We start from the raw sequence: 21,862 nt of genomic DNA on the forward strand, positions 1-21,862 counted from the left end.
GTGGAAGAGATAGAAAGTTCGCCAAAAACGTTGTTCAAACTCTAATTGAATTAATGCGGTCGAATTTTTTTACACCAGAATTGTTTAAGGCACTTGAAATCTTCACCCCTGGTGTAGGAAAAGATAAGGTTAGTGATGCAATGGCAAACATTGTTAAGCGTGAATTAATTGAGTACACTTTGGACGTTTGTAAGAGACATCCTAAAATTAAAACAAAATGTTTCCCAATCACAAATGTTGAGTTTGATTATGATACTGGCTATTGGGATGATCAATGTTTTTACTTACCAATTAATCCTTATGAATTGAAACAACCAACAGCAGTAATATTAGTCCCAAAGGTTTTCTTATGTACAATACAATCTATCAGTTCTGATGAACTAAGCAACTACCTTATAGGCAAGCCTAATGAAGAATTAAGAGCGTTATTGAATAACACACTTGGGAAATCTCTTAAAGATAAGGACAATAAAGTACTTGAAAAATTTAGAGATGAGCTTAAAAAGAAGAATACCATCCTAAATCTTGTTACTAAGAAGCCAGACCTTATAACAGAATTCTTCAATTTTGTGGAAGATCCAAGCAATGAAGAATACTTCGGTTCATACAACTTTGAGCAAGATCCCAATGGGTTATATAACCTGCCCAAGGCAATATATGAATTTATATCTGGACAACCTCCGCTCGATTTAAAAGCCTCAAACAAGAATGAGGTTGTTGAGTGTATCGAAAAGATAATTGTTCAGTTTAAAGAATTTATTGAGAAATATGATGGATATAAGCTTTTTTGGCTTGAAGATAATAAAGATTCTTCCAGTAAAAAACGGCACTATAATGAAAACGTTGTACAAGATATATTTAGATATTTTGTACGATATCACTGTAAAAATAACGAAATAAAGATTGAAAAAGACATAACTCATTTAGGAGAAAAGCCTGTTGAGTTTATCTTTTCAGATAATTGCAGGCATAAAGCTTTGATCAGGCTAAAACTTTTTGCCAACATTCATCTTGAGAAAGAGGAGTTAAAGAATTCATTTGATAGTCTCAAGCAAAACTCTATACCTTCTTGTTATTATTTAGCTTTTCTTTATGAAAAATCAGAGCGTGAAAAGCTGTGTGAAAAGCTCAAGGAAGTTGAGTCGGTTGATACTAAAGGAATACGATTCAGTCTAATTTCTATTAATGCATCTTTAGATAGGTCAGAAATATCCAGCTTACCAGCAGAAAATTTGGCATCAGCGGAAGCACAAGAACCTACAAAAGTTTTTATTAGCTATAGCTGGGACTCCGAAGAACACAAAGACCGCGTGCTGATGCTGGCAAATACGCTACGCAACCCTGGGGGAATAGAAGCTGATATAGATCGGTACGTTAGAGCTAAACCTCCCTATACTCCAGAGCAAGGATGGGATCTATGGATGGAAAAAAGGATTGAGTGGGCTGAGTTTGTTCTAATCGTTTGTACTGAAACCTATAAGCGGCGATTCAGAGGAGATGAAGAGCCAGGGGCTGGTCGAGGAGTTACTTGGGAAGGAACAATCATCAGGCAGAACCTGTATAACGACCAATTGAGAAACACGAAGTTTATTCCCGTTGTGTTTTCTGCCAAAGACCTGGTTCACGTTCCCATCATTCTCAATGGGAGTGATAAGTATGTTCTTGAAGATGAGAAAAGCTTTAGAGAACTGTGTTACCGACTGAGAAAAGAGCCGATTGTTGCAATGCCAGACGTTGCATCAACGACACTGCCAGCACCACCTGAACCCAAGTTTTTCTCCCCACAAAAGCCCTCGACAGAACCTCCACCAGTCCGTTTGGAAATTCCTGAAATTCAAGATCCAAATGCTACCTCCAATGAACAGAAACCGAACGAGCAACCTCCACTTGATGCTTCAGAAGAGAATTTCTAAATTTATCTTCAAAGGGGAGTTTTTTTTGCGTAGATCGCATTCATTAACATCAATTCATCATGACCAATGGTACTTGCTAATACTTCCTGCTTACCATCAAGATTAGGCAACCGATAGTTCTCAAACCGACAGCTATAGCGATCAAACTAGGCTTCTTCTATATGCTTGCCTAGCAGGTTGTAGTGAGTTACGGAAAAATTGTTTAAACGCAGATGGAGAGGTTTTGCGTAACATCCAAAGTACGAATCGCTGTAGGGTGGCTTTGCTACGCTTCTCCTAAATTATTGCAAAATGTTCGCTAGCACTATTTCTACTTCAATATTTACTAGGTTTATTGTGGCTACGTGGATCTACTGAAAATTTTATAAGCAAATCTTATAGAAGCTTCTCAGGTTTTGTGACAAAAGCTACTTATGTTTTTAACTTCTTGTATAAGCTGAATTGATGATTCGCGTGAACTAAAGTATTTAGGACAGCAAAACTTAATAAAAATTAATATTTTGTCGCGGAATCGCCATGCTTCCAATTTGGGATTTCGGAAAAGTTATGCTTCTATCAGTGCTAAAAATGCTGAATTTGAGCATCGAAGGAATCGGAGTTCCAGAGTTTGTAGCGGAAGAGTTATGCTTCTTGCGGCGGAAAAGTTGTCGTCCTACCGACAAGCATTCAGACAATGATGTTCGCCATTGACCAAAGACTCTCTAACGGATGCTTTGCTCTTACAGGATGTAATACAGCGATTTTCAATCGCTTACAACCAGGTTATTTTTGTGAGAACCGCGCTCCGCGCGGTTCTCACAAAAATAATTGTGGCTTACTCAAGCGCAAAGCGCTGTAACTACGACAAAAATATGTCGAAACTAAGATTTTCTTAGAATCTTGAATCGTATTATAGCGGCGTGCAAGTTTGTTCAGGACAGAAACGGTGTTGTGGGGCGCGGAGCGCCCCACAACACCGTACTGAACCAACCTGCATAGCGCTATAGAGATGAAAAATAGACGTTGTGTTTAACGGCTTAAAATGCGATCGCTTCACGTCAAATTAAACGTTTGTATAACGTTTGCATATAGATAAATTATGGTTTTTGAGAAAGGGTTTCGCTCCGCGAAGCCCTTTCTCAAAAACTTGTATTTCATGGTATTGAGAATTGCTATCAGTGCGATCGCATCTACGCTTTCTATTCATAAGTTATGGGTAACGCTGAATCATAGACAGGGCTTTTTCCGTGAAACTAAGGTAAATTTAGCGCTCAATATCCTGTTTTGTTAGCAATTCCACGGATAAGGTTAATGAAAATCATTTCATAGGATTGAGTAGTTTAACTCAGACGTTGAGGATCCTGAATTTAACCAAACCCAATTCTCTGAGAGAGTGACGGGTTTAATGAATCTGTGATCCTACAGCTATATGAACTTTATTTGCATTGCAAGGAGCGTAGAGCAGTATGGCTAACCCAACCGCATTAGAGCAAGAGATGCTTGAATTGGTCAATCGGATGCGCATCGATCCCGCTGCCGAGTTGCCAAAGCTAACCAACTCCGGTGATGCAGATGTTAATAGCGCGATCCAATTCTTTGGGGTTGACCTGACGGTGCTGGCAACCCAATGGCAAGATCTAAGTCCTGTTGCCCCTCTGGCATGGTCAGATCTGCTCAAAAGTTCTGCCAGTGCCAACAATGATTACCAAATTCAAATTGACAATACAGGGCATTCTAATAACCCCTGGACTTACCCCGGCGGCGGTGGCGAAAATGCGTTTGCCGTAGTCGATTCTGTGTTTTATGGTCATGCAGGTTTTGCGATTGACTGGGGCTATAACTCCGATGGTTCCGGCATTCAAGCGGGGTATGGGCATCGGCAAAATTTGATGAATGCAGACTATCAAGAGATCGGCATCGATATTCGAGAAGAAAACGATTCGTCTACTCAAGTGGGACCGCTGATCATTACGCAAGACTTTGGCTATCGGTTTGACTACGTCCCTCAAGTGGTCGGAGTCGTGTTCAATGACAAAACGGTGGATGATAATTTCTATACGGCAGGGGAAGGGCTGGGTGATATCACTGTCACTGCTGTCGATCAAAGTGATGCCAGCAATACGGTAAGCACAACAACCTGGGCATCGGGTGGCTATCAAATAGAATTAACGCCAGGTACCTATAAGGTGACGTTTAAGGGCGATGTCGATCAGGATGGCGACGTCGATCAATTCACCCAATCCATCACAATCAATTCGGCAAATGTGAAGTTGGATTGGAATACCACCGATCAGACAGGCACGGGTGGGGGTACAGCGGGCACAGCGGGCAAAACGATTCGGGGTACGGCACAGGCGGATGTGCTGACAGGCACCGCTAACAATGACACGTTGATTGGGCTAGGAGGTAGCGATCGCCTGCGTGGGCTTGGCGGCAGTGATACGCTCAAAGGCAACGGCGGACGAGATACGCTAACTGGGGGTGCTGGCAAAGATAAATTTGTTTGCTTGTCATTGCAAGACCGGACTGATGTGATTACGGATTTTGCCGTAGGCAGCGACAAAATTGTCATGAGTCGCCTGTTCCAGACGTTTGCGTCTGAGGTTTCTACCTATCGGCAAGCGATCAGTGAAGGCTATCTCCGCTTCCGCGCGTCGGGAACTACCACAATCGTACAATTTGACCGAGATGGGTTTGATGGCGGACAGGCAGCTGTCTCCATGGTCAGAGTGCGAAATGTGTCGGTCACGGAACTCGATGCTCGCAGAAACTTTGTCGTGTAGCGTGCGATTGACCGCAAAATCCAACCTGGATAGATGACGGTTGCCGTGAGAGAACCGCGCTCCGCGCGGCTCTCTCACGGCAACTTGTGCTTTTAGGATTCATCGATGACCGCTGTACGATCGAGCAAGAGCAAGTTCCGCAGTTGGTCGGTGTCAAATTCGGTGAGCCAGTTTTCTCCAGCCCCGACCACTTGTTCCGATAAGGCTTTTTTGCTTTCGATCAGTTCGTGAATTCGTTCTTCTAAAGTTCCGGTGCAGACAAATTTGTGAACCTGAACATTGCGAGTTTGCCCAATCCGAAAGACGCGATCGGTTGCCTGGTTTTCGACGGCAGGGTTCCACCAGCGATCGTAGTGAAATACATGGTTGGCACGGGTCAGGTTTAAGCCTACCCCACCGGCTTTGAGCGACAGGATAAAGACTTTGGGAGCCTGGGGGTCGTTTTGGAAGCGAGCGACCATTTCTTCGCGTTGCTTTTGCGGGGTGCTGCCATAGAGATACAGCACCTCTCGATTAAAGTGTCTTTCTAGATAAACTTTGAGCAGTTTTCCCCATTCGGCAAATTGGGTGAAGATGAGAGAGCGATCGCCTTCTGCCAACACTTCTTCAAGCATTTCCGCAAGCCGTTGGAGCTTACCCGATTGCGTTTGAAAGGCGAATGGGTCTGAGTTGAAGGATAAAGCCGATGATGAGCTGCGGGTTGCAGTTTTGGCGTCTGCGTCTGGTTCAGAGTTGTCTTCAGAGCTGCCTTTTGGTTGGAATAGGGTGGGGTGGTTGCAGATCTGCTTCAGTTTGGTCAGCAAGCCTAAAATCATGCCTTTGCGCTGAATGCCTTCAGCAGATTCGATATCTACTAGCGATTTATCGACGATCGCCTGATATAGAGCCGCTTGCTCGGCAGATAGCCCACAGAAAACCGTCATCTCTTGCTTGTCGGGCAGGTCTTGAATAATGGTGCGATCGGTTTTGAGCCGCCGTAGAATAAAGGGTTGGACGAGCGATCGCAGGGTTTGTAGCGAAGCCCCATCGCCATATCGTTCCACCGGGATGGCAAAGCGCCGTTGAAAGAAATTTCGCGGTCCCAAATAACCGGGATTGAGAAAGTCGAGAATCGACCAGAGTTCCGACAAGCGGTTTTCCACCGGAGTTCCCGTCAGGGCGATGCGAAATTCTGCGTCCAACTGCCGGACAGCTTGCGACTGTCGGGACTCGGCATTTTTAATATTTTGTGCTTCGTCCAGCACTACTCCTTGCCAGGAGACGCTTTGCAGGTCTTTTTCATCGCGGTAGACCAGAGCATAGCTCGTAATGATTAAATCGTGGTCTTTGGCAGTTTTGGCAAATGCTTTTCCCTGAGTGCGTTTGTCGCCATGATGTACCAGCACTCGCAGACTGGGTGCAAAGCGTTTGACCTCTCGTTCCCAGTTTCCCAAAACGGACGTAGGACAGACTAGCAATGTCGGTTTAGTCAGGGTATCTTGCTCTTTCAAATGCAGCATCAAGGCGATGAATTGGACGGTTTTACCCAAGCCCATGTCATCTGCCAGACACGCCCCCAAACCCCAACGCTGAAGGAATGCCAGCCACGACGTGCCGCGCACCTGGTAAGGGCGTAACTCGCCCTGAAACGAGGGTGGAATAGGAATGGCATCTACACTTTGGTTGCCGGTCGTGAGGGTGGTAATCAGGTCTTGTAGCGCCCCCGATGCTTCGAAGTTCAGAACGGGCAATTTTTCGATCATCTGCGTGTCGCCCGTACTAATCCGCAGAGCATCTTCCAGCGACAGCGACATCTGATCTTTGCGGCTTTGAAAAAAGGTCTGCGCTGATTTGATATCCTGGGGGCGCAGTTCGACCCACTCGCCGTTAATTTCGACCAGGGGAGTGTTGAGGTTGACTAAGCGATCGAACTCTTTTTTCGAGAGGCGTTGTCCACCAATAGTCAGTTCCCACTTGAAGTTGAGCAGGTTTTGTAACCCCAACCGTTGCCCCTTAGCCAGAGACGTTTCGGCGCGGATACTCAGCCCCAGGCGATTTGCCCAGCCTTCTTGATTGGAGAGACTGGCGGGCAAAATTACGCCAAATCCGTTGTCTTGCAGTCGCCAAGCCGTCGTTTTGATAAAGTCATAGACCTGTCCGGGGTTGAGGACGCACCGTTCGGGTTGCTTAATTTGCAGACTCTCTTCGATCAGCGGATAGAGCCGCGAGGCAAGCCCAAGTCCTGCCAGCAACGTCTCTTGGGGTTGGTCAATGCTACGTCCCAGATAAACCAGACGCTCGACCGGATTTTGCCAGATCGTTTTGGCATCAATCAAACAATCCAGATCATCGGTTGCCTGAAGGAAATAGTCTAACGTCCAGTTTTTGTCACTGGCAATCTCCGGTGGTTTGAGGTGGAAGCAGGTGCGAAAGGTGGTGGTTTCCTGACTGAGTTGGCGTTGCAGCGGAGCCAACCAACTAATGAGAATGGTATGGAGCCGTTCTAACTGGTCTGGATTGGCAGTAATCGCTGCCTGGGACGGGGTGGGCGAGGGGAGGCGATCGCAAGTCAATGCCTGCAACCATTCGCGCAAGGGGAGATCTTTAGGCAGGTGGTTGGCGGGGGGCAGATTCGTACTGGAGACAGCCCGAATTTGGGCATCGATGATCTGATGTAAAAAACTAAAGATCAGCGATCGCGATGATAGTAACGCCGAAGGTTCCCCCGGATGCAGATCGTCTAAACGGTGATAGGCACGACACGCCAGCGGCATCGTTTTAACAAACTGCTGCAACCGCTCTTGATCGATGGCACTATCGACCAGCGATCGCCACTGTCCAATCGCCACACCTTCGGATACCGGCTCTAACACGGGCAAAAATTTAGACCGTGCCATTAAGTCCAAACTCCAGCGGGCAATATACGACCAAAACCGCAAATCACCTGCCACAAACGAGTCTTCTGGGTTGAATGAGCTGAGCGGCAACGAATTGAGCAACGCCATGACTTCGCTGGGCTGCACCACAATGCCCTCAACCTGCCAGGGATGAAGACTCAGTTCCGCTGTGCTGGAACTCGGGTCTGTGTCGCTGCTGAAGGCTGCTAATGCCGCCGAGTGTTGAGGCATCAGGGCAATCGTCTGAGTGTCGGGATGCTTGAGCGTATAGGTGGGCAGAGATAGAGCGATCGCCTGCCATCGTGCCGCTGTTATTTCTATCTCCGGGTCTGCTGCTTTACTGGTCTTGCGTTTGCCTTTGGTTGCCGCTGGTGCTACGACTTCGATCGGGACATCAGCAATGCTCCAGGTCAATTGTTTCGAATGATGCAGCGATCGCAAAAATGCAACCAATTCCGCTGCATTCATGGCAAATGGATGCAGCAGGGGTGCTGTCACAGTACTCGTTTCCAGTGGCTCAACTTTTCGCCAGGTTTCTCCCCAGATCAAAAAGTATGCCTCTCCGGCAGGTGATGCCCCCTGAGAGGACGGAGATGCAGAGCTTTCCTGAGGCAGATTGAGCCAGCTACCGTGTAAGATTGCCATGAACGATTAAAAGGGTGCGATCGCTGCCGGATGGATCAACACACCGCCTGAATCACCATCAAAGCGTTTGCCGCTGATAGACTTGACGGTTCAGAACGGTGTGCTACACCTGCAAGATTTGGTTTTATTGTACGCGAATCACCCAACAATCGATTGGGCAATAGGAAGAATCCAGATTTGAGTTGGTAGGGGTTGTGACATGTGCCAACCCCGTGCCCTATAGAGCGGGGCATCCACTCAAGGATTGCCCCTTGGGCATCTCCATACAGGATTAGCCCCTACGGGTTGTTAGGATGCAGCGGCTTCGCGAGCAGCGGCAGCTTCATCTGGATGAATTCCCAAGCGTGTCAGGTTGATGCGACCCCGGCTATCAATCTCGCGCACTTTGACAATCACTTCATCGCCCAGTGCCACTTCATCTTCCACTTTGCCGACGCGATAGTCTGCCAGTTGAGAGATGTGGATCATGCCTTCTTTGCCAGGGAGAAACTCAACAAAGGCACCGATGGGGATGATGCGAGTGACTTTGCCGACATAAACATCTCCGGCACTGAGTTTGCGAGTCATGCCTTCGATAATGGCACGCGCTTGCTTGGCTTTGTCGGAATCTAACGAAGAGATGGTGACGGTGCCATCGTCTTCAATATCCACCTTCGCGCCCGTTTGCTCGGTAATGCCTTTAATCGTTTTACCACCCGGCCCGATGACCAGACCGATGAGATCGGGGTCAATTTTGATGGTTAACAGGCGAGGGGCAAAGGGAGATAGCTCAGCACGCGGCTTATCCAGAGCCTCTAGCATCTTGCCGAGGATGTGGAGGCGAGCAGCTTTTGCCTGATGGATGGCGTCAGCAATTACCGAAATCGGCAAGCCACTGATCTTCATATCCATCTGCAATGCAGTGATGCCACTGTCGGTGCCAGCCACTTTGAAGTCCATGTCGCCCAGGAAGTCTTCGATTCCCTGGATATCGGTGAGAATGCGGACTTCATCGCCTTCTTTGATCAAACCCATGGCTGCACCACTGACGGGTTTGAGGATAGGAACCCCAGCATCCATTAATGCCAGCGTTGAGCCGCAGACGGAACCCATGGAGGTCGAGCCGTTGGACGACAGGACTTCCGACACCACCCGAATGACGTAAGGGAATTGGTCTTTGGGCGGTAAGACGGGTAGCAAAGCTTTTTCAGCCAGGGCACCATGTCCGATTTCACGGCGACCAGGCGATCGCATCGGTTTGGTTTCCCCGACCGAGTAAGGAGGCATGTTGTAGTGATGCAGATACCGCTTTTCATCTTCAGGATGCAAGTCATCCAGTAGATCTTGGGCATCCCCTGGGGTACCCAACGTTGCAACCGATAGCACCTGGGTCAACTCACGCTGGAAGAGCGCACTGCCATGAACTCGTTTGGGCAACAACCCGGTGCGGCAGCTAATTTTACGGACTTCATCCAATTTACGACCATCGACCCGCACCCCGTCTTCGACAATCTGACGGCGCATCAGCTTTTTGGTCACGTCTTTAAACACCGTACTCAAGGCTTTGGGGTTGGCGGTTGCCGCTACCCGAATTGCATCTTCCTCTGGAAGTTCGGCGATCGCCGCATCAATGCCCGCTTTGACTTCGTCTAATGCCTTATCTCGTTCACCTTTGGTTTGCTCAAAGTGTGCCAAGATCTCTTTAATCGCCGCTTGCGATCGCTCAGTGATGTATTCTTCCAGGGTAGAGTCCACTACAGGTGGCGCTTCTTGCACCAACTCAATGCCCAATTCTTGCATCAGGTCACGCTGTGCCTGAATCAAGTCACGAACGGCTTCATAACCAAAATCAATCGCCTCGATCATGTCTTGCTCTGGCAATTGATTTGCGGCGGCTTCCACCATAATCACCCCATCCGGGGAACCTGCTACGACCAGGTCGAGATCACCCGCTTCGATCTCGCTGTAGGTGGGGTTAATGATGAAATCATCGCCCACTAGCCCAACTCGCACGGCTGCCATGGGTCCATTAAAGGGAATCTGGGCTAACAAGGCGGCGATCGAAGCCCCTGTGACTGCCAGAACATCGGGCGGTACGCGCTCGTCTCTAGACATGGTAATGGCGACGATTTGGATATCATCGCGTAACCAGTTAGGGAATAGCGGTCGCATTGGGCGATCGATCAATCGGCTTGTTAACGTCACCTTTTCTGGGGGACGACCTTCCCGTCGGAGAAACCCTCCTGGTATGCGCCCTGCCGCATACAACCGCTCTTCGTAATCCACTAAAAGAGGCAAGAAATCAATGCCTTCACGGGCTGAGGCGCGAGTTGCCGTGACGAAAACCGCAGTTTCTTCAGACTGAACCAATACAGAACCGCCTGCTTGTGGCGCAAGCAGACCTACCTTCAGCCTAATATCCCTTCCATCAAAGGATATTGACTTATCTATTTCATTCAGCATGTGTAATGGTGTACCCTTGTTCTCGTTATTTCTTCTGTCGCAATCGTAGCACTGAAATTTAACGGTGTGACCGGATCTTGTTAGCAGAAGATACTGTTAGAGTCAATCCTTAAAATATTTCAAAATTTTATTCGCTATAAAACTGGGGATCAGAGATTAATAGACGGTTTTGAGTCTGCATTCTACAAGTTTTATTAAGTGCGTTTCCAAATAAATATAAAGCGGTCTAATGCAGTTGCTGAGATAGGGCGATATCGCCATCTCAAATAGTGTGTGAGAATCGTACTTCCCAGGGATGCAGTTCTCACAAATCACCCGCTGTGCAGGTTGATTCAGTACGGTGTGGTGGGGCGCGGAGCGCCCCACCACACCGTACACGAACTTGCACACTGCTATCGAACGGCTGTTTGCCCCTGCAAATGATTCCATAGTCGATCGTGTTTAATCCACGATCCTCAGTCTGCAAACCATTGGTTTTGGATAATGGCTATTGATGGGTGTAAGTTAATTGCAAGTGAGTTGAGCCATGAAACTATCTGAGCAAGACGCAGCGCTATTTTTTGAGTTGACCTGGGCACTCCACTTTTATCTCAATCAAAAGCTTGAGATTGTGCCGACGATTCAAACCCTCGAACACTATGAACGTTAAATTGCGTAATGGAGCGGGAATGCTCTAGCTTCTTTGGGTTTTACATAGACCCGTTGGTTGGGCTGGAGATTGAGTTCATCAAAGCGATCGCGGGTCAAATGGGCTATGACGACCTGCCCGTCATCCAGGGTAATTTCTGCCTGAATTTCCCAACCGAGATGAATCACTCGGCTGACTTTGGCGGGAACGGTGGCGCTATCGGGATGGGTTTCGATCATGACATCCTGGGGTCGCACAAAAACGGAGGGATGGGGAGATTTAAAGCCGTTGTTATGGAAGATATGGGATGTGCTGGGTAACACATTCACAGGGCCGATAAAGCCCATAACAAAGGCGCTGGCAGGGTTATCGTAAATCTCCGCTGGAGTGCCGACCTGCTCGATTTTGCCTTTGTTCATCACCACGATTTCATCAGACACTTCCATTGCCTCTTCCTGGTCGTGGGTTACGAATACGGTCGTGACATGGACTTCGTCGTGAAGTCGGCGCAACCAGGCGCGTAAATCTTTTCTGACTTTGGCATCTAATGCGCCAAAGGGTTCGTCTAGCAGTAAGACTTTCGGTTCGACAGCGAGGGCGCGAGCGAGGGCGACACGTTGCCGTTGTCCACCCGATAATTGGGATGGATAGCGATCGCCCAAACCACTTAACTGAACAAGGTCTAATAACTCTTCAACTTTCGCTCTAATTCTTGCCTTAGAGGTTTTCCGTAACTCTAAACCAAATGCGATATTTTTACGCACGGTCATGTGTTTAAACAGGGCATAGTGTTGAAACACAAACCCAATACTGCGTTCTTGTACACTCTGGTAAGTGGCATCACTGCCGGTCAAATAAATCCGTCCAGTATCCGGCATTTCCAATCCTGCAATCAGTCGTAGCAGCGTTGATTTACCCGAACCGGAGGGACCCAATAATGCAACCAATGATCCTGTTTTAACTTCTAGATCAACCTGATCAACGGCTTGAAAGTTGTCAAATCGCTTAGAGACGTTGTGAACAACAATACCCACGACTGCTTACCTGCCTTAAGTAAAAGTAAAGGATAAAAAGTGCTGCTGATTCTGTAGGGTCTTTGAGCGGAGAACCTCTGACGGGTCAACCCCATCTCACTATTCAGGAAGACCGATAAATATAGTATTCTTGTAAGTCAAATCCACACTTTGTCGAGTGACTTACTGTAGATTTATAGCACACTAATCTTGTGGATGTCTTCAGTGACAAAAATTTCTTTTTGTTGAGCGCCTATCTAAAGGATCGACAGATTGCTGCTCAGATCTTTATAGGGCAAGACTTCCGATGTTTTTGAAAACCTCGGAAGTCTCGGAGGTGATGAGAGGGGCGATCGCTTTCTACCAGCCTCATGACAAAATTGGGGCGATAAATCTACACTTGTCAAGTGTAGATTTATCGCCCGCTGGATGAATTCAATGTTTTGGTTTGAGATCGGTGTGCGGCAAGGCAACGCCTTGCCGCACACCGATCTCCGAGTCAAAGGCTGGGGTTTACATAAAGCGGGTGAGTTGAATGCGGTATCGTTCTTTTTTAGTGACCGCAATCTCGCCAATTTCCAGGCGTCCTTTGCCCCGGATCGCGACTAAATCGCCGGATTTCAGAGCATGACTGGATTGCGTGATGTCTTTCCAGTTAACCCGGACATCGCCTGAGGTGATCAGATCGACCATTTTGCTGCGCGACATGCCAAATCCAGCAGAGGCGATCGCATCGAGTCGCAGGGACGCTTCTACGGTCGTCAGTTCTTTTTTCTTGGGCGGTTGGATCTTCAGTTCGGTCAACTCAATTCGTCGAGTTTTAACGGGAACCGAGCGCACCTGGGTCAGACTCATCTCCAAAAATTCCACCAGTTCGGGCACGACAATTGCCTGTGCCCCCCGTTCGCCCAGCACCAGAATGTCGCCAACTTTTTCGCGAACAATGCCTGTGCCCAGCAACGCGCCGAGAAAATCGCGATGGCTAGCAGGGTCAAACAAAAAGTTGCCACTGATATCGAGCGCTGCGATCGCCACCTGCGATGGATCTAAGGGTAATTCTGTACGAGCGATCGCCACTCGTTGTCGTTCGGCTTGCGGATAGCCGCCCCAGGGCAGCATCTCGACATCGGTCAGCCGCTTAAACATCTGTTGCACATCTGCCCATTCGGGGGGTGAAAGAAAGTCGGTGCAGACCACGTCCCAGGTTTTGATTGCCTGTTCTGCCAGGTCAATCACCCGCGTTGCAGCTTCTCGTTCTTCGACACCCTTGAGCAATTCTTCTTTTGGCAACATATAGGAAAATTGGCTAGCCTGCGACACACACCCTAATTATGACAGGGGTAAGGGTTGACGTGCCGGGACGCCTGCGGAACGGGGAAACTTGGAGGGCGTGAGTTTCACTTTGCGGAGGTACAAACAATGCCGAATTCCCTGACTGAGCGGGGTTGTAAAGGCTTCTACGTGCTCAACAGTGCCACCCAACTGGTGGGCGGCAACATCCAGGGTTTGCTGTTCGGCGTCTGTCCATTGTCCCCGATAAAGGATAGCTACTCCGCCAATTTTGAGCAGGGGTAGAACGTACTCGGCACACACAGTGGCTGAGGCAACGGCACGAATTAGGGCGATGTCAAACGACTTGCGGTATTGCGGACTTTTACCGACCGCTTCCGCTCGACTGGCGATCGCTCGGGCATTATCCAGTCCCAACTGCTCTAATACAGTGGACAGGAATGTAATTTTTTTCTGGGTCGAATCAACCAACGTCAGCTTGGCATGGGGAAGTGCGATCGCCACAGGCACCCCCGGAAATCCGCCACCCGTGCCAATATCAATAATTTTGAGAACAGAGGGTTTTGGTGCGTGTGTGGGACGATCAGAGGGTAACGCTTGGGCGTCAGAGATCTGCTCGGCAGAATCGACGATGGGGTTAGCGTGTTCAGGGGCTAGATCTGAGGGATCGAGGGTGGGGTCAGAGAGTTCAGCGGCTATGTCTGAGGGATCGAGGGTTGGGATGGAAAGTTCAGGGGCTAAGTCGGAGGCAGCAGGGGGGGCAAACAAAGAAAACGTAGACGGGTAAATGCCGCGCAAAGAATCCCATAAATGCTTTTCCCAGAATTCAGAGGGTTCTGTAATCCGCGTTAAGTTAAGCTGCTGATTGCCGTCTACGATCAATTCATATAACCGTTGAAACTGTTGCTGCTGGCTGGCATCGGGCAACCACGTCAAGGTTTGCTGCCAGGTTTCTGTCATCTCTGGCAAGGTTGGTAAGGTAGATGGGTCAATGGACATGAGGGTTTTAGGTGTGGGTTGGGATGAAGAGGAGTCATTAATGACGTCTTTACCAAATTAATCGCGTCTCTATCTTCCCACTCCGACTTCAGATTTGGTTTCAAAGCTACTTGGGTCGGCAGGGGTGAGTTCGCCATGACTGAGCGTCCAGCAACGATCGGCGATCGCCACCATATCACTGGCATCATGGGTGACGATCAACAAACTCCAGTCTTTTTTCAACGTTGCCAGCAGACTAATCACCTGGCGGCGCATCGACCAATCCAGCCCTGCGGTCGGTTCATCGAGCAACAGTAAATAGGGTTGACGAATCAGTTGCACAGCTAGCGCCAGCCGTCGTTGTTGCCCACCGCTGAGCGATTGGGGCGACGTGTTCATGCTCAGGTGTGCCAGCCCAACGGCAGCGAGGGATTGATCAATCTTTTCTTTGCTGAGTTCGGGATGCCCCAGACGTAGTTCTTCTAAAATCGTTTTGCCACAAAAATGCCGCTCTGGAAACTGAAACACTAACCCACCCAGTTGTTGTAAGTGTTCTGGGGTAAGGTCTTGACTGCGCCATAGGATGGTACCAGAGGTTTTTTGTGCCAGCCCTGCTAAAATTTCCAGCAAGGTACTTTTGCCTGACCCACTTGGCCCCACAATTAAACCCAGTTGCTGGGGAGCCAATTCTAAATCAATGGATTTAAGAATGGCAGTTTCTGTCGCGGCTGGGTGGTAAGTCAGGTTGCGTAAATAGAGCATTCGTTAGGACTGAACTAAAAGGTTAGCTACGGGTGTGGCAAGACTCAATCTTAAGTGTAACGACCCCACTCTAGATTAGGAACCTGCAATTGGCGATCGCGTCTTGGCGATTAGTGTGGATCATCTGATAAAGACACCCTGAAATCCCCCAGCTAGACTCGTAATTAGGCTTAGTGGTATCTTGATCCGCGCAGGCTCGCATCCAAAGTTTTAGAGGCTCAATTCATGACAGATCGGCGCATGGTATCTTTGCAGTGTTTGAAAATGGGAACGTGGCGATCGCCTAATTTTACCCGTACCATTGCAGCGATCGCAGGAACTACGGCGATCGCTCTGAATTTATTGACTTTTTCGGCAGCGGCAGCTGATCCGTTTCGCAGCACCAACCCTCATGCGATTGGCGATCGCACCGAAGCTGCCTTCCGGGCTATCTTTGAGCAAGGCAATTATGTTGAGGCGGCTGAAATTCTGCAAACGGCTGAAGCCGATGAACCTCTGGCTCATGCCATGCAAGCTGCCCTTGATTATCTCGATCAAGATTGGGGAGCCATGTCTGCCAGTGCCGATGCTACCCTCAGCACCGCGCAACAGTTAATTGCAACCGATCCGCTACGAGGGCACCTCTATGTTGCAGTGGGTCAGTTTCTCCAGGGTGCTTATATTGCTTCAACTCAGGGAATTGTCTCTTCAACACCGACGCTGTTGGCAAAACTCCAGGATGTCTTTGATAGTTTGCGCGAAGCCGAACGGATTGACCCAACCGATCCAGAACTGACGCTGCTCAAAAGCTATATGGATTTGATGCTGGCGGTAAATTTACCTTTTGCTGACCCCAATCAAGCTATCGAACGGCTACGAGCATCGAATGCACCCGATTACCTGGTCTATCGAGGTATTGCGATCGGCTATCGAGATTTAGATGAAGAAGCAGCGGCGTTAGAAGCCGTCAATCGGGCGATCGCTGCCACACCCGATAACCCCGATTTATATTACCTGAGAGCCCAGATCCGGGTGCGTCAGGGTAACTACGAAGCGAGCCTGCCTGACTTTCAAACCGCTTTAGACAATAGAGCCCAGTTTCCTGGAAGATTGGCAACCCAATTAGCTTACGAACATTGCCGCGCCCAGGTTCACCTAGAGCAAGCCCGCGCACGCACCTGCGAAGCAATTTTGGCAGGTAACCCGTAGACAATACTTGAGTTCCTGCGTTCCTGCGTTTCGACTTCGCTCAACGCTCGGTCTAGTACACCAACTTAAAAGTTTTAGAGGGGGTGGAGGGGGTAAAACCTCCTTTTGGGGGCGCAGCCCCCAAACCCCCATGTTGCAAAATTTCATGTTTGCAACACCAGGTGGGCTGAGCGAAGTCGAAGCCCAGATTAGAAATGAATCTATCAAGCACTTAAACTCTACGTTTTCTGTTGAATAACCAAGTGATTCCAAATAAGCCTAATCCCAAGACTGTAGTCGGTTCCGGAACACTGGTCGGAGTCGAGAAAACTGAAGATTTACTTCTGAAAATGACGTAGTTTCCATCACTCAAGGAGTCATCAGACAACGTGTCATGCCAAATAAATTGAGATGACAAAGATATGTTGGGAATTGTCCCCCAAGGATCGCTTCCTTGGGGAGCAGAGGCTTGGGGCGTATTCCAAGTCGCGCTTGCAATCTCTGTTGCTAGGTCTAATACGGAAGGAAGAGTCCCGGTGAAGGGAGTACTGCCGCTGGCGATCGCATATTCCCAATCCGTAGTATTGGACAAGAGCAAACTACCATCAGGAAGCTGAAAGTCACCGATCCAGCTTTGTGGCCCAGCATCATCCCAAGCAATGATATATAAGTAATCTCCCGTATCTACGCTAAATGTCCATGTTTCAGGGCATTGCCAGTTAAATATTCCACTACAAGGCTCAATAGGAATAGGTGAATCGATATCAGGGATGTGACCGTTACCGCTTTCGTTTGTGCCGACGAAGGACAAATCAGAGCCATCAACCTGTCCGTAATAAATTCCATAGTGGTTATCAGCCGTTACATTAGCGGATAACTGAGCAGCTTGAGCAGGAAGGGATAGTCCAATAATTGAAAAAAGTACAAACGTGCTAACGCTAGGATATAAAGCCTTCATGTTTTTATATCTCCGTAGACGAATAAAATTGTGATTTATGGATAACCGATCCTACTGAGCCTTATGTAGATTTACCGAAAACGTTGCAATTTTTAATTCCTTGAAGAGTTTTAATTCTGGCTATTGGCTGGAGATATCCGGGACTCAATCAGGTACAGCTTGATAATCTGGCTGACGGGATCTGGAACCGTCTCGATCTTCTGCTTAAGCTAGAGGTATCGAATCTCGATCGTTCTAAATCCTGCTTAGCTAACGTTGTTGCCTCTTATGAGTACTTCCAGTCCGCGTAACCCTGTGTTGTTGATTCATGGGATTGACGATACCTTTGCTGTTTTTAACAAAATGTCTGCCTATCTCAATAATTCGGGCTGGTCGGTACATACCCTCGATTTAATTCCCTGTAATGGTGACGTCGGACTGGATAAACTGGCATTGCAAATCCGCGACTATGCCGATCGCACGTTTCCAGCCCATCAACCGTTTGATCTGGTGGCATTTAGTATGGGTGGCATCGTCAGTCGCTACTACGTGCAACGCTTAGGCGGCATCAACCGGATTCAACGCTTTGTCACGATCGCCACTCCCCATCACGGCACCTTGACGGCTCACTTTCGGCCCAATATTGGTGCAGAACAGATGAAACCGGGCGGTGCTTTTTTGGAACGGTTAAATCAAGATGTGGCAATGCTCAACAAAATTAGCTTCACCTCGATTTGGACACCGCTGGATCTAATGATTTTTCCGGCAAACAGTTCCCATATGCCGTTCGGTCGAGAGGTAAAAATTAATGTCGCTGCCCATCCGTGGATGCTGACCGATCCAAGAAGCATAAAAGCGGTAGCAGACGCGTTATCGGATAAGCCCTAAGTGCGATCGCCAATTTGGGCAAATTCCGCTTCCCCAAACACGGCACTGGCATGGCGATAAAACTTAAATTCCAGCAGATTGTGAAACGGATCTTCTAGAAAAAAAGTGCGGTGTTCTAATGGCAGATCCGGAAAGCGCAGTTTGGGCTTCTGGTAAAAACTTAAGCCATGGGATTGCGATCGCTCCAACAATGCTTCCCAATCTGCTTCACTGGCAAAAACCAGACCAAAATGACGGGGATAGATCCCGCGTTGTGGCGGTATTTGGTCGTCGGTGACATGGGCGACTAGTTGATGCCCGTATAAGTTCAAAATCATTGAACTGGCATTGTTGCGCCCGACTGTGCAACCCAAGCCATCGACGTAAAATTGTTTGGTTTGAGCAATATTGCCGACCGGGAAGGCGAGATGAAATAACACTGGTTGCATAAATCGTTGACTGTTAGGCTAGTGTCTAGCCAATAGTATAGTCACCCTGATTTGCAAAATCGGGGACCCCCAATGATTTTTAGCATCCCTGCTTTCGGATCACTGATTTTTTTAAAGGAAGCGATGGCGGAGCCATCGCTTCCTTTAAACGAATTAGGTTTTAATCGTAGGGACGAAGCATGATTTATTCGGACCTCGCCATTTACCAACGACTGCCGCCATTGGAGGGTTAATCAGGACGGGGTGCAGGGGTGGAACCCCTGGCTGGGGGCACAGCCCCCACACCCCCACTGTATAAGGTCGATGATTTCAGCCCCGATCCTGAGCGAAGATCTTAAAAATCCTGGACGATCAACCTACTGGCTATCACTCTGTTACGGAGGCGAACCATGCCCTTTCAGCTTTCTACCCTCGATCCCTTGCTATTGGATATCTTCATGCCCTGGGTTATTGCCGTTGGGCTGAATACGGTATTGGCAGCGATCGCCTGGGTTGCGCCCAAAAAACTCTTGACCCCGGCTGGATTACTGCACGCCTGGGTCTTGGGGATTATTATCTGGGGAACGCTGGGCTGGCGAGGCTATAGCGTCATGATGGTCTATTTTCTGGTCGGGTCGGCGGTAACGCGAATTGGGATGGCGCAAAAGGAAGCCGCAGGCATTGCTGAAAAACGCTCTGGAGCCAGAGGCCCCGAAAATGTTTGGGGTTCGGCATTGGTCGCTACGATCTGTGCCCTGGGGTTTTATACAGTTGGGGTGAGTCCTGCTCTACCGCAGGCAGTCCTATGGTTGTTGCTATTGGGCTATGTCGCCAGCCTCAGTACTAAACTATCGGATACCTGCGCCAGTGAAGTCGGCAAAGCCTATGGCAAGCATACATTTTTGATCACAACCTTTAAGCCCGTCCCGAAAGGAACGGAAGGCGCAGTCAGTTTAGAAGGAACTCTGGCAGGTATTGTGGGTTCAGCAGCGATCGCCACTGTTGCCTGGGCAGTGCAATTGATCGATCCGCTTAGCATTGGCATTTGTATGGTCGCAGCATTTATTGCCACGAATCTAGAAAGTGTGATTGGGGCAACCTTGCAAGCCAAGGTGGACTGGCTGACCAATGAAGTGGTGAATGTGGTGAATACCTTGATTGGTGCGATCGCGGCGATCGCCTTAGCATTGCTGACGATGTGGCTGATCGGCACGACTCAACCGCTATAGGAATGCTAGGTAGGATCAACTCGCAAAACTTGATGTCGCAGGCTCCCACAGACAGCGATCGCCCCTGCTTGGGTTGGTAAGCGATCGGTGCTGGCAACCACCCAGAGCCGTTGGAAGGTTTTGAGATCAACGGCATCAATCAGGGTGTTGCCGACTGGGATCGTGAGCAATTCTTCTGTCGTTTTTACCAGAGGTAGGGGACGACCAGAGGTGGCAGCCAGGGATTGAACCACCTGCACCACACCGGGGTGGAAGTCGCTGATGCGAACCCTGGGTAGACGGGTCGGTTCGTCATCGCCAACCAGGTGAATCACGGCATGGGGATGGTAGCGAATGTGAGTGGCGGCTGTGCCATTGGGACAGGTGACGGCGCTGAGTTGGGGCAGGGGGCTGAGAGTTTTGCTGGCGATCGCACCTCCCACCGTCAGGATAACCAGGGCGATCGCAAAGATCAGAGGCAAAGGCGATCGAACGGTTTGGGTCGAGCGGGTTGAGACCTGGGTGCGTTCTTGCCAACCCAGTTGCTCCAGACAAAAATACAATCCCAATGCCGGTAAAATCGCTGAAATCGGCAGTGTGGCTGCATAAATTCGCAACGACGAGGGCACACCATCCATCCAGGGTGGGGCGAAGGGCAATGAGAGCAAAATCCCTAAACTGGCGATCGCTAAAAAGGTTTGCTTCGGCTCCTGGCGATGCTGAAACCCCACATATAGTCCTATGGCACTCAGAAGATACAGAATTCCGGTGATCAGCGAACTCAGCGCTGTTCTGCCATAGGTGCCGATGAATCCAAGGGCATTCTCGGATGCTGCCGGATTGATGTAGGTGAGGATGGCTGCCAGACTACTGCGAACGATGCCCAGCGGGTGATGCAGAAACGCAGTCCAGGTGAGTTGATAAATCCGGCGGATGGCAACGTCGGCTTGCTCGATCTGAAAGACGTCGGGATGATCAATCCAGACTTGCCGCCAGTTGGGCGATTCCACCACCTGAGCATAGAGGGTATAGGACAGGTTAGAAAATCCTAAATCGGCTCGACCCACGATCGCTAGCACCCCGTGATTGAGCACAAAGCCCAGCCCAACAGCAATACAGCCCATCGCTGCCCAGGATCTCGACCATTGCCACGCTCGTTTGTGAGAAAACGAATGGGTGGAGTGGCTGGGTTGGGCGAAAAACCAGCTGCCCCAGGCAATCAGCAGCGGTAGCACAAAAAAGGCTCCGGCACGGGCATTCAGTGCCAGCGACAGCAGCAATAAGCCGCCTAAAAATAAGCTGGATTGTCGCTGGTGAATCGATCGCAACAAGACGGTAAAGGCGATCGCCCCCAAGGCTAAGCCCAACTGCTCCGTCCAAACCGTGCCAATAAATCGGCGATAAAACAAAAATAAGACGCTGAGGCTGGTGAGGGCGGGCATGACGCCATACAACCGTTGGATTTCGCGGGTTAAGAAAAAGCAAGCCAGGGTGGCGATCGCCACTAATACTGCCAGCGTCAGTTGTAGATTTTGCTGGGTTAATGCCAGTACGGTGGCTAACAATCCGGGAAATAGCGGTCTGCCAGACGAAACAACGTTGAATCGACTGCCTGCTAAAATTCGACGGGCATCGGTGTAATAGTTGCTGCCATCGGTGAAGGGAAAGAATCCGCTAATCAGGGTGGGATACTCGCTCACCCCACTATTCCATAAACCCGCCAGCGGTAAGGCAAATAAGATGAGCGTCAGGCAAAGGCTGATGGATGCGGCAATCCGGCCGGGACGACGATAGATCGGATACAGTCCCGCAATCAGAATCAGAGCGATCGCGGGATTGTATCGCACCGCTAAACCGATCTGCCCAGGCAATGGCAAGACCAGCACAACCATATATCCTAGCCAGGGCAGGATACTGGTGATGAACCAGGAGAAGCGTCTCACGAA

Annotated in this window: 15 protein-coding genes; 6 read left to right on the forward strand and 9 right to left on the reverse strand. The window is 49.2% G+C overall.

Annotation, left to right across the window (positions count from 1 at the left end):
• Together ACR6Z4_RS17665 and ACR6Z4_RS17670 are read left to right on the forward strand one after the other, a co-directional pair.
• A partial coding sequence (locus ACR6Z4_RS17665) for an SEFIR domain-containing protein (protein ID WP_479718624.1) occupies positions 1–1,913 on the forward strand: 1,913 nt, incomplete at its 5' end.
• Positions 1,914–3,358: 1,445 nt separating this feature from the next.
• Positions 3,359–4,675: a CAP domain-containing protein gene (locus ACR6Z4_RS17670; RefSeq protein WP_479718625.1), complete on the forward strand. Its 1,317-nt coding sequence runs from the start codon at positions 3,359–3,361 to the stop codon at positions 4,673–4,675.
• A 92-nt stretch (positions 4,676–4,767) separates the two neighbouring features.
• Here ACR6Z4_RS17670 and ACR6Z4_RS17675 read toward each other — a convergent pair whose 3' ends face one another.
• Together ACR6Z4_RS17675 and ACR6Z4_RS17680 are read right to left on the reverse strand one after the other, a co-directional pair.
• The gene (locus ACR6Z4_RS17675; RefSeq protein ID WP_479718626.1) at positions 4,768–8,196 is read right to left on the reverse strand and encodes a DEAD/DEAH box helicase; all 3,429 of its coding nucleotides are present in this window, start codon (positions 8,194–8,196) and stop codon (positions 4,768–4,770) included.
• 288 nt (positions 8,197–8,484) lie between these two features.
• Positions 8,485–10,635 (reverse strand): polyribonucleotide nucleotidyltransferase, encoded by a 2,151-nt coding sequence (locus tag ACR6Z4_RS17680; RefSeq protein ID WP_479718688.1) that lies wholly within the window; start codon positions 10,633–10,635, stop codon positions 8,485–8,487.
• A 529-nt stretch (positions 10,636–11,164) separates the two neighbouring features.
• Here ACR6Z4_RS17680 and ACR6Z4_RS17685 point away from each other — a divergent pair.
• Entirely contained in the window at positions 11,165–11,287 is a 123-nt protein-coding gene (locus tag ACR6Z4_RS17685) for a hypothetical protein (protein WP_479718627.1), read from the forward strand.
• Here ACR6Z4_RS17685 and ACR6Z4_RS17690 read toward each other — a convergent pair.
• The 4 genes from ACR6Z4_RS17690 to ACR6Z4_RS17705 all read right to left on the reverse strand — a co-directional run bounded on the left by ACR6Z4_RS17690 (position 11,284) and on the right by ACR6Z4_RS17705 (position 15,309).
• A complete protein-coding gene (locus ACR6Z4_RS17690; protein ID WP_479718628.1) occupies positions 11,284–12,300 on the reverse strand; it encodes a sulfate/molybdate ABC transporter ATP-binding protein in 1,017 nt (338 codons plus the stop codon). The two genes, ACR6Z4_RS17685 and ACR6Z4_RS17690, sit on opposite strands and share 4 nt — an antisense overlap.
• Before the next feature lie 492 nt (positions 12,301–12,792).
• Complete coding sequence (locus tag ACR6Z4_RS17695; RefSeq protein ID WP_479718689.1) at positions 12,793–13,572, reverse strand: photosystem II S4 domain protein; 780 nt, start codon at positions 13,570–13,572, stop codon at positions 12,793–12,795.
• A 36-nt stretch (positions 13,573–13,608) separates the two neighbouring features.
• Positions 13,609–14,568 carry a 16S rRNA (guanine(527)-N(7))-methyltransferase RsmG gene (gene rsmG / locus ACR6Z4_RS17700; RefSeq protein ID WP_479718629.1) on the reverse strand — a complete coding sequence of 320 codons (960 nt, stop codon included), beginning with the start codon at positions 14,566–14,568 and terminating at the stop codon, positions 13,609–13,611.
• Between the two features lie 69 nt (positions 14,569–14,637).
• On the reverse strand, positions 14,638–15,309 hold the full coding sequence (locus tag ACR6Z4_RS17705) for an ABC transporter ATP-binding protein (protein WP_479718630.1): 672 nt from the start codon (positions 15,307–15,309) through the stop codon (positions 14,638–14,640).
• A 225-nt stretch (positions 15,310–15,534) separates the two neighbouring features.
• On the opposite strand from ACR6Z4_RS17705, the gene ACR6Z4_RS17710 reads away from it, so the two are divergent.
• Positions 15,535–16,497, forward strand: coding sequence for a Sll0314/Alr1548 family TPR repeat-containing protein (locus ACR6Z4_RS17710; protein WP_479718631.1), 963 nt, complete (start codon positions 15,535–15,537; stop codon positions 16,495–16,497).
• 211 nt (positions 16,498–16,708) lie between these two features.
• On the opposite strand, the gene ACR6Z4_RS17715 is transcribed toward ACR6Z4_RS17710, so the two are convergent.
• Positions 16,709–17,434, reverse strand: a complete 726-nt coding sequence (locus ACR6Z4_RS17715) for a PEP-CTERM sorting domain-containing protein (RefSeq protein WP_479718632.1) — start codon at positions 17,432–17,434, stop codon at positions 16,709–16,711.
• Between the two features lie 267 nt (positions 17,435–17,701).
• Between ACR6Z4_RS17715 and ACR6Z4_RS17720 the strand changes: the two genes are divergently transcribed.
• Positions 17,702–18,301: an esterase/lipase family protein gene (locus ACR6Z4_RS17720; RefSeq protein WP_479718633.1), complete on the forward strand. Its 600-nt coding sequence runs from the start codon at positions 17,702–17,704 to the stop codon at positions 18,299–18,301.
• Here ACR6Z4_RS17720 and ACR6Z4_RS17725 read toward each other — a convergent pair.
• Positions 18,298–18,729, reverse strand: coding sequence for a VOC family protein (locus ACR6Z4_RS17725; protein WP_479718634.1), 432 nt, complete (start codon positions 18,727–18,729; stop codon positions 18,298–18,300). The genes ACR6Z4_RS17720 and ACR6Z4_RS17725 overlap by 4 nt on opposite strands.
• 389 nt (positions 18,730–19,118) lie before the next feature.
• On the opposite strand from ACR6Z4_RS17725, the gene ACR6Z4_RS17730 reads away from it, so the two are divergent.
• Positions 19,119–19,937 (forward strand): TIGR00297 family protein, encoded by an 819-nt coding sequence (locus ACR6Z4_RS17730; protein ID WP_479718635.1) that lies wholly within the window; start codon positions 19,119–19,121, stop codon positions 19,935–19,937.
• 5 nt (positions 19,938–19,942) lie between these two features.
• Here ACR6Z4_RS17730 and ACR6Z4_RS17735 read toward each other — a convergent pair whose 3' ends face one another.
• Positions 19,943–21,859 carry a hypothetical protein gene (locus ACR6Z4_RS17735; protein WP_479718636.1) on the reverse strand — a complete coding sequence of 639 codons (1,917 nt, stop codon included), beginning with the start codon at positions 21,857–21,859 and terminating at the stop codon, positions 19,943–19,945.
• Positions 21,860–21,862: the final 3 nt, after the last annotated feature.

This window comes from Calyptranema fuscum S582 (assembly GCF_055793305.1).

What these genes read in the sequence shown, in the direction of transcription:
- ACR6Z4_RS17720 (WP_479718633.1), top strand. Translation starts at nt 17,702, where the DNA reads ATGAGTACTTCCAGTCCGCGTAACCCTGTGTTGTTGATTCATGGGATT.
- ACR6Z4_RS17725 (WP_479718634.1), bottom strand. Translation starts at nt 18,729, where the DNA reads ATGCAACCAGTGTTATTTCATCTCGCCTTCCCGGTCGGCAATATTGCT.
- ACR6Z4_RS17730 (WP_479718635.1), top strand. Translation starts at nt 19,119, where the DNA reads ATGCCCTTTCAGCTTTCTACCCTCGATCCCTTGCTATTGGATATCTTC.
- ACR6Z4_RS17710 (WP_479718631.1), top strand. Translation starts at nt 15,535, where the DNA reads ATGACAGATCGGCGCATGGTATCTTTGCAGTGTTTGAAAATGGGAACG.
- ACR6Z4_RS17675 (WP_479718626.1), bottom strand. Translation starts at nt 8,196, where the DNA reads ATGGCAATCTTACACGGTAGCTGGCTCAATCTGCCTCAGGAAAGCTCT.
- ACR6Z4_RS17685 (WP_479718627.1), top strand. Translation starts at nt 11,165, where the DNA reads ATGAAACTATCTGAGCAAGACGCAGCGCTATTTTTTGAGTTGACCTGG.
- rsmG (WP_479718629.1), bottom strand. Translation starts at nt 14,568, where the DNA reads ATGTCCATTGACCCATCTACCTTACCAACCTTGCCAGAGATGACAGAA.
- ACR6Z4_RS17670 (WP_479718625.1), top strand. Translation starts at nt 3,359, where the DNA reads ATGGCTAACCCAACCGCATTAGAGCAAGAGATGCTTGAATTGGTCAAT.
- ACR6Z4_RS17715 (WP_479718632.1), bottom strand. Translation starts at nt 17,434, where the DNA reads ATGAAGGCTTTATATCCTAGCGTTAGCACGTTTGTACTTTTTTCAATT.
- ACR6Z4_RS17705 (WP_479718630.1), bottom strand. Translation starts at nt 15,309, where the DNA reads ATGCTCTATTTACGCAACCTGACTTACCACCCAGCCGCGACAGAAACT.
- ACR6Z4_RS17695 (WP_479718689.1), bottom strand. Translation starts at nt 13,572, where the DNA reads ATGTTGCCAAAAGAAGAATTGCTCAAGGGTGTCGAAGAACGAGAAGCT.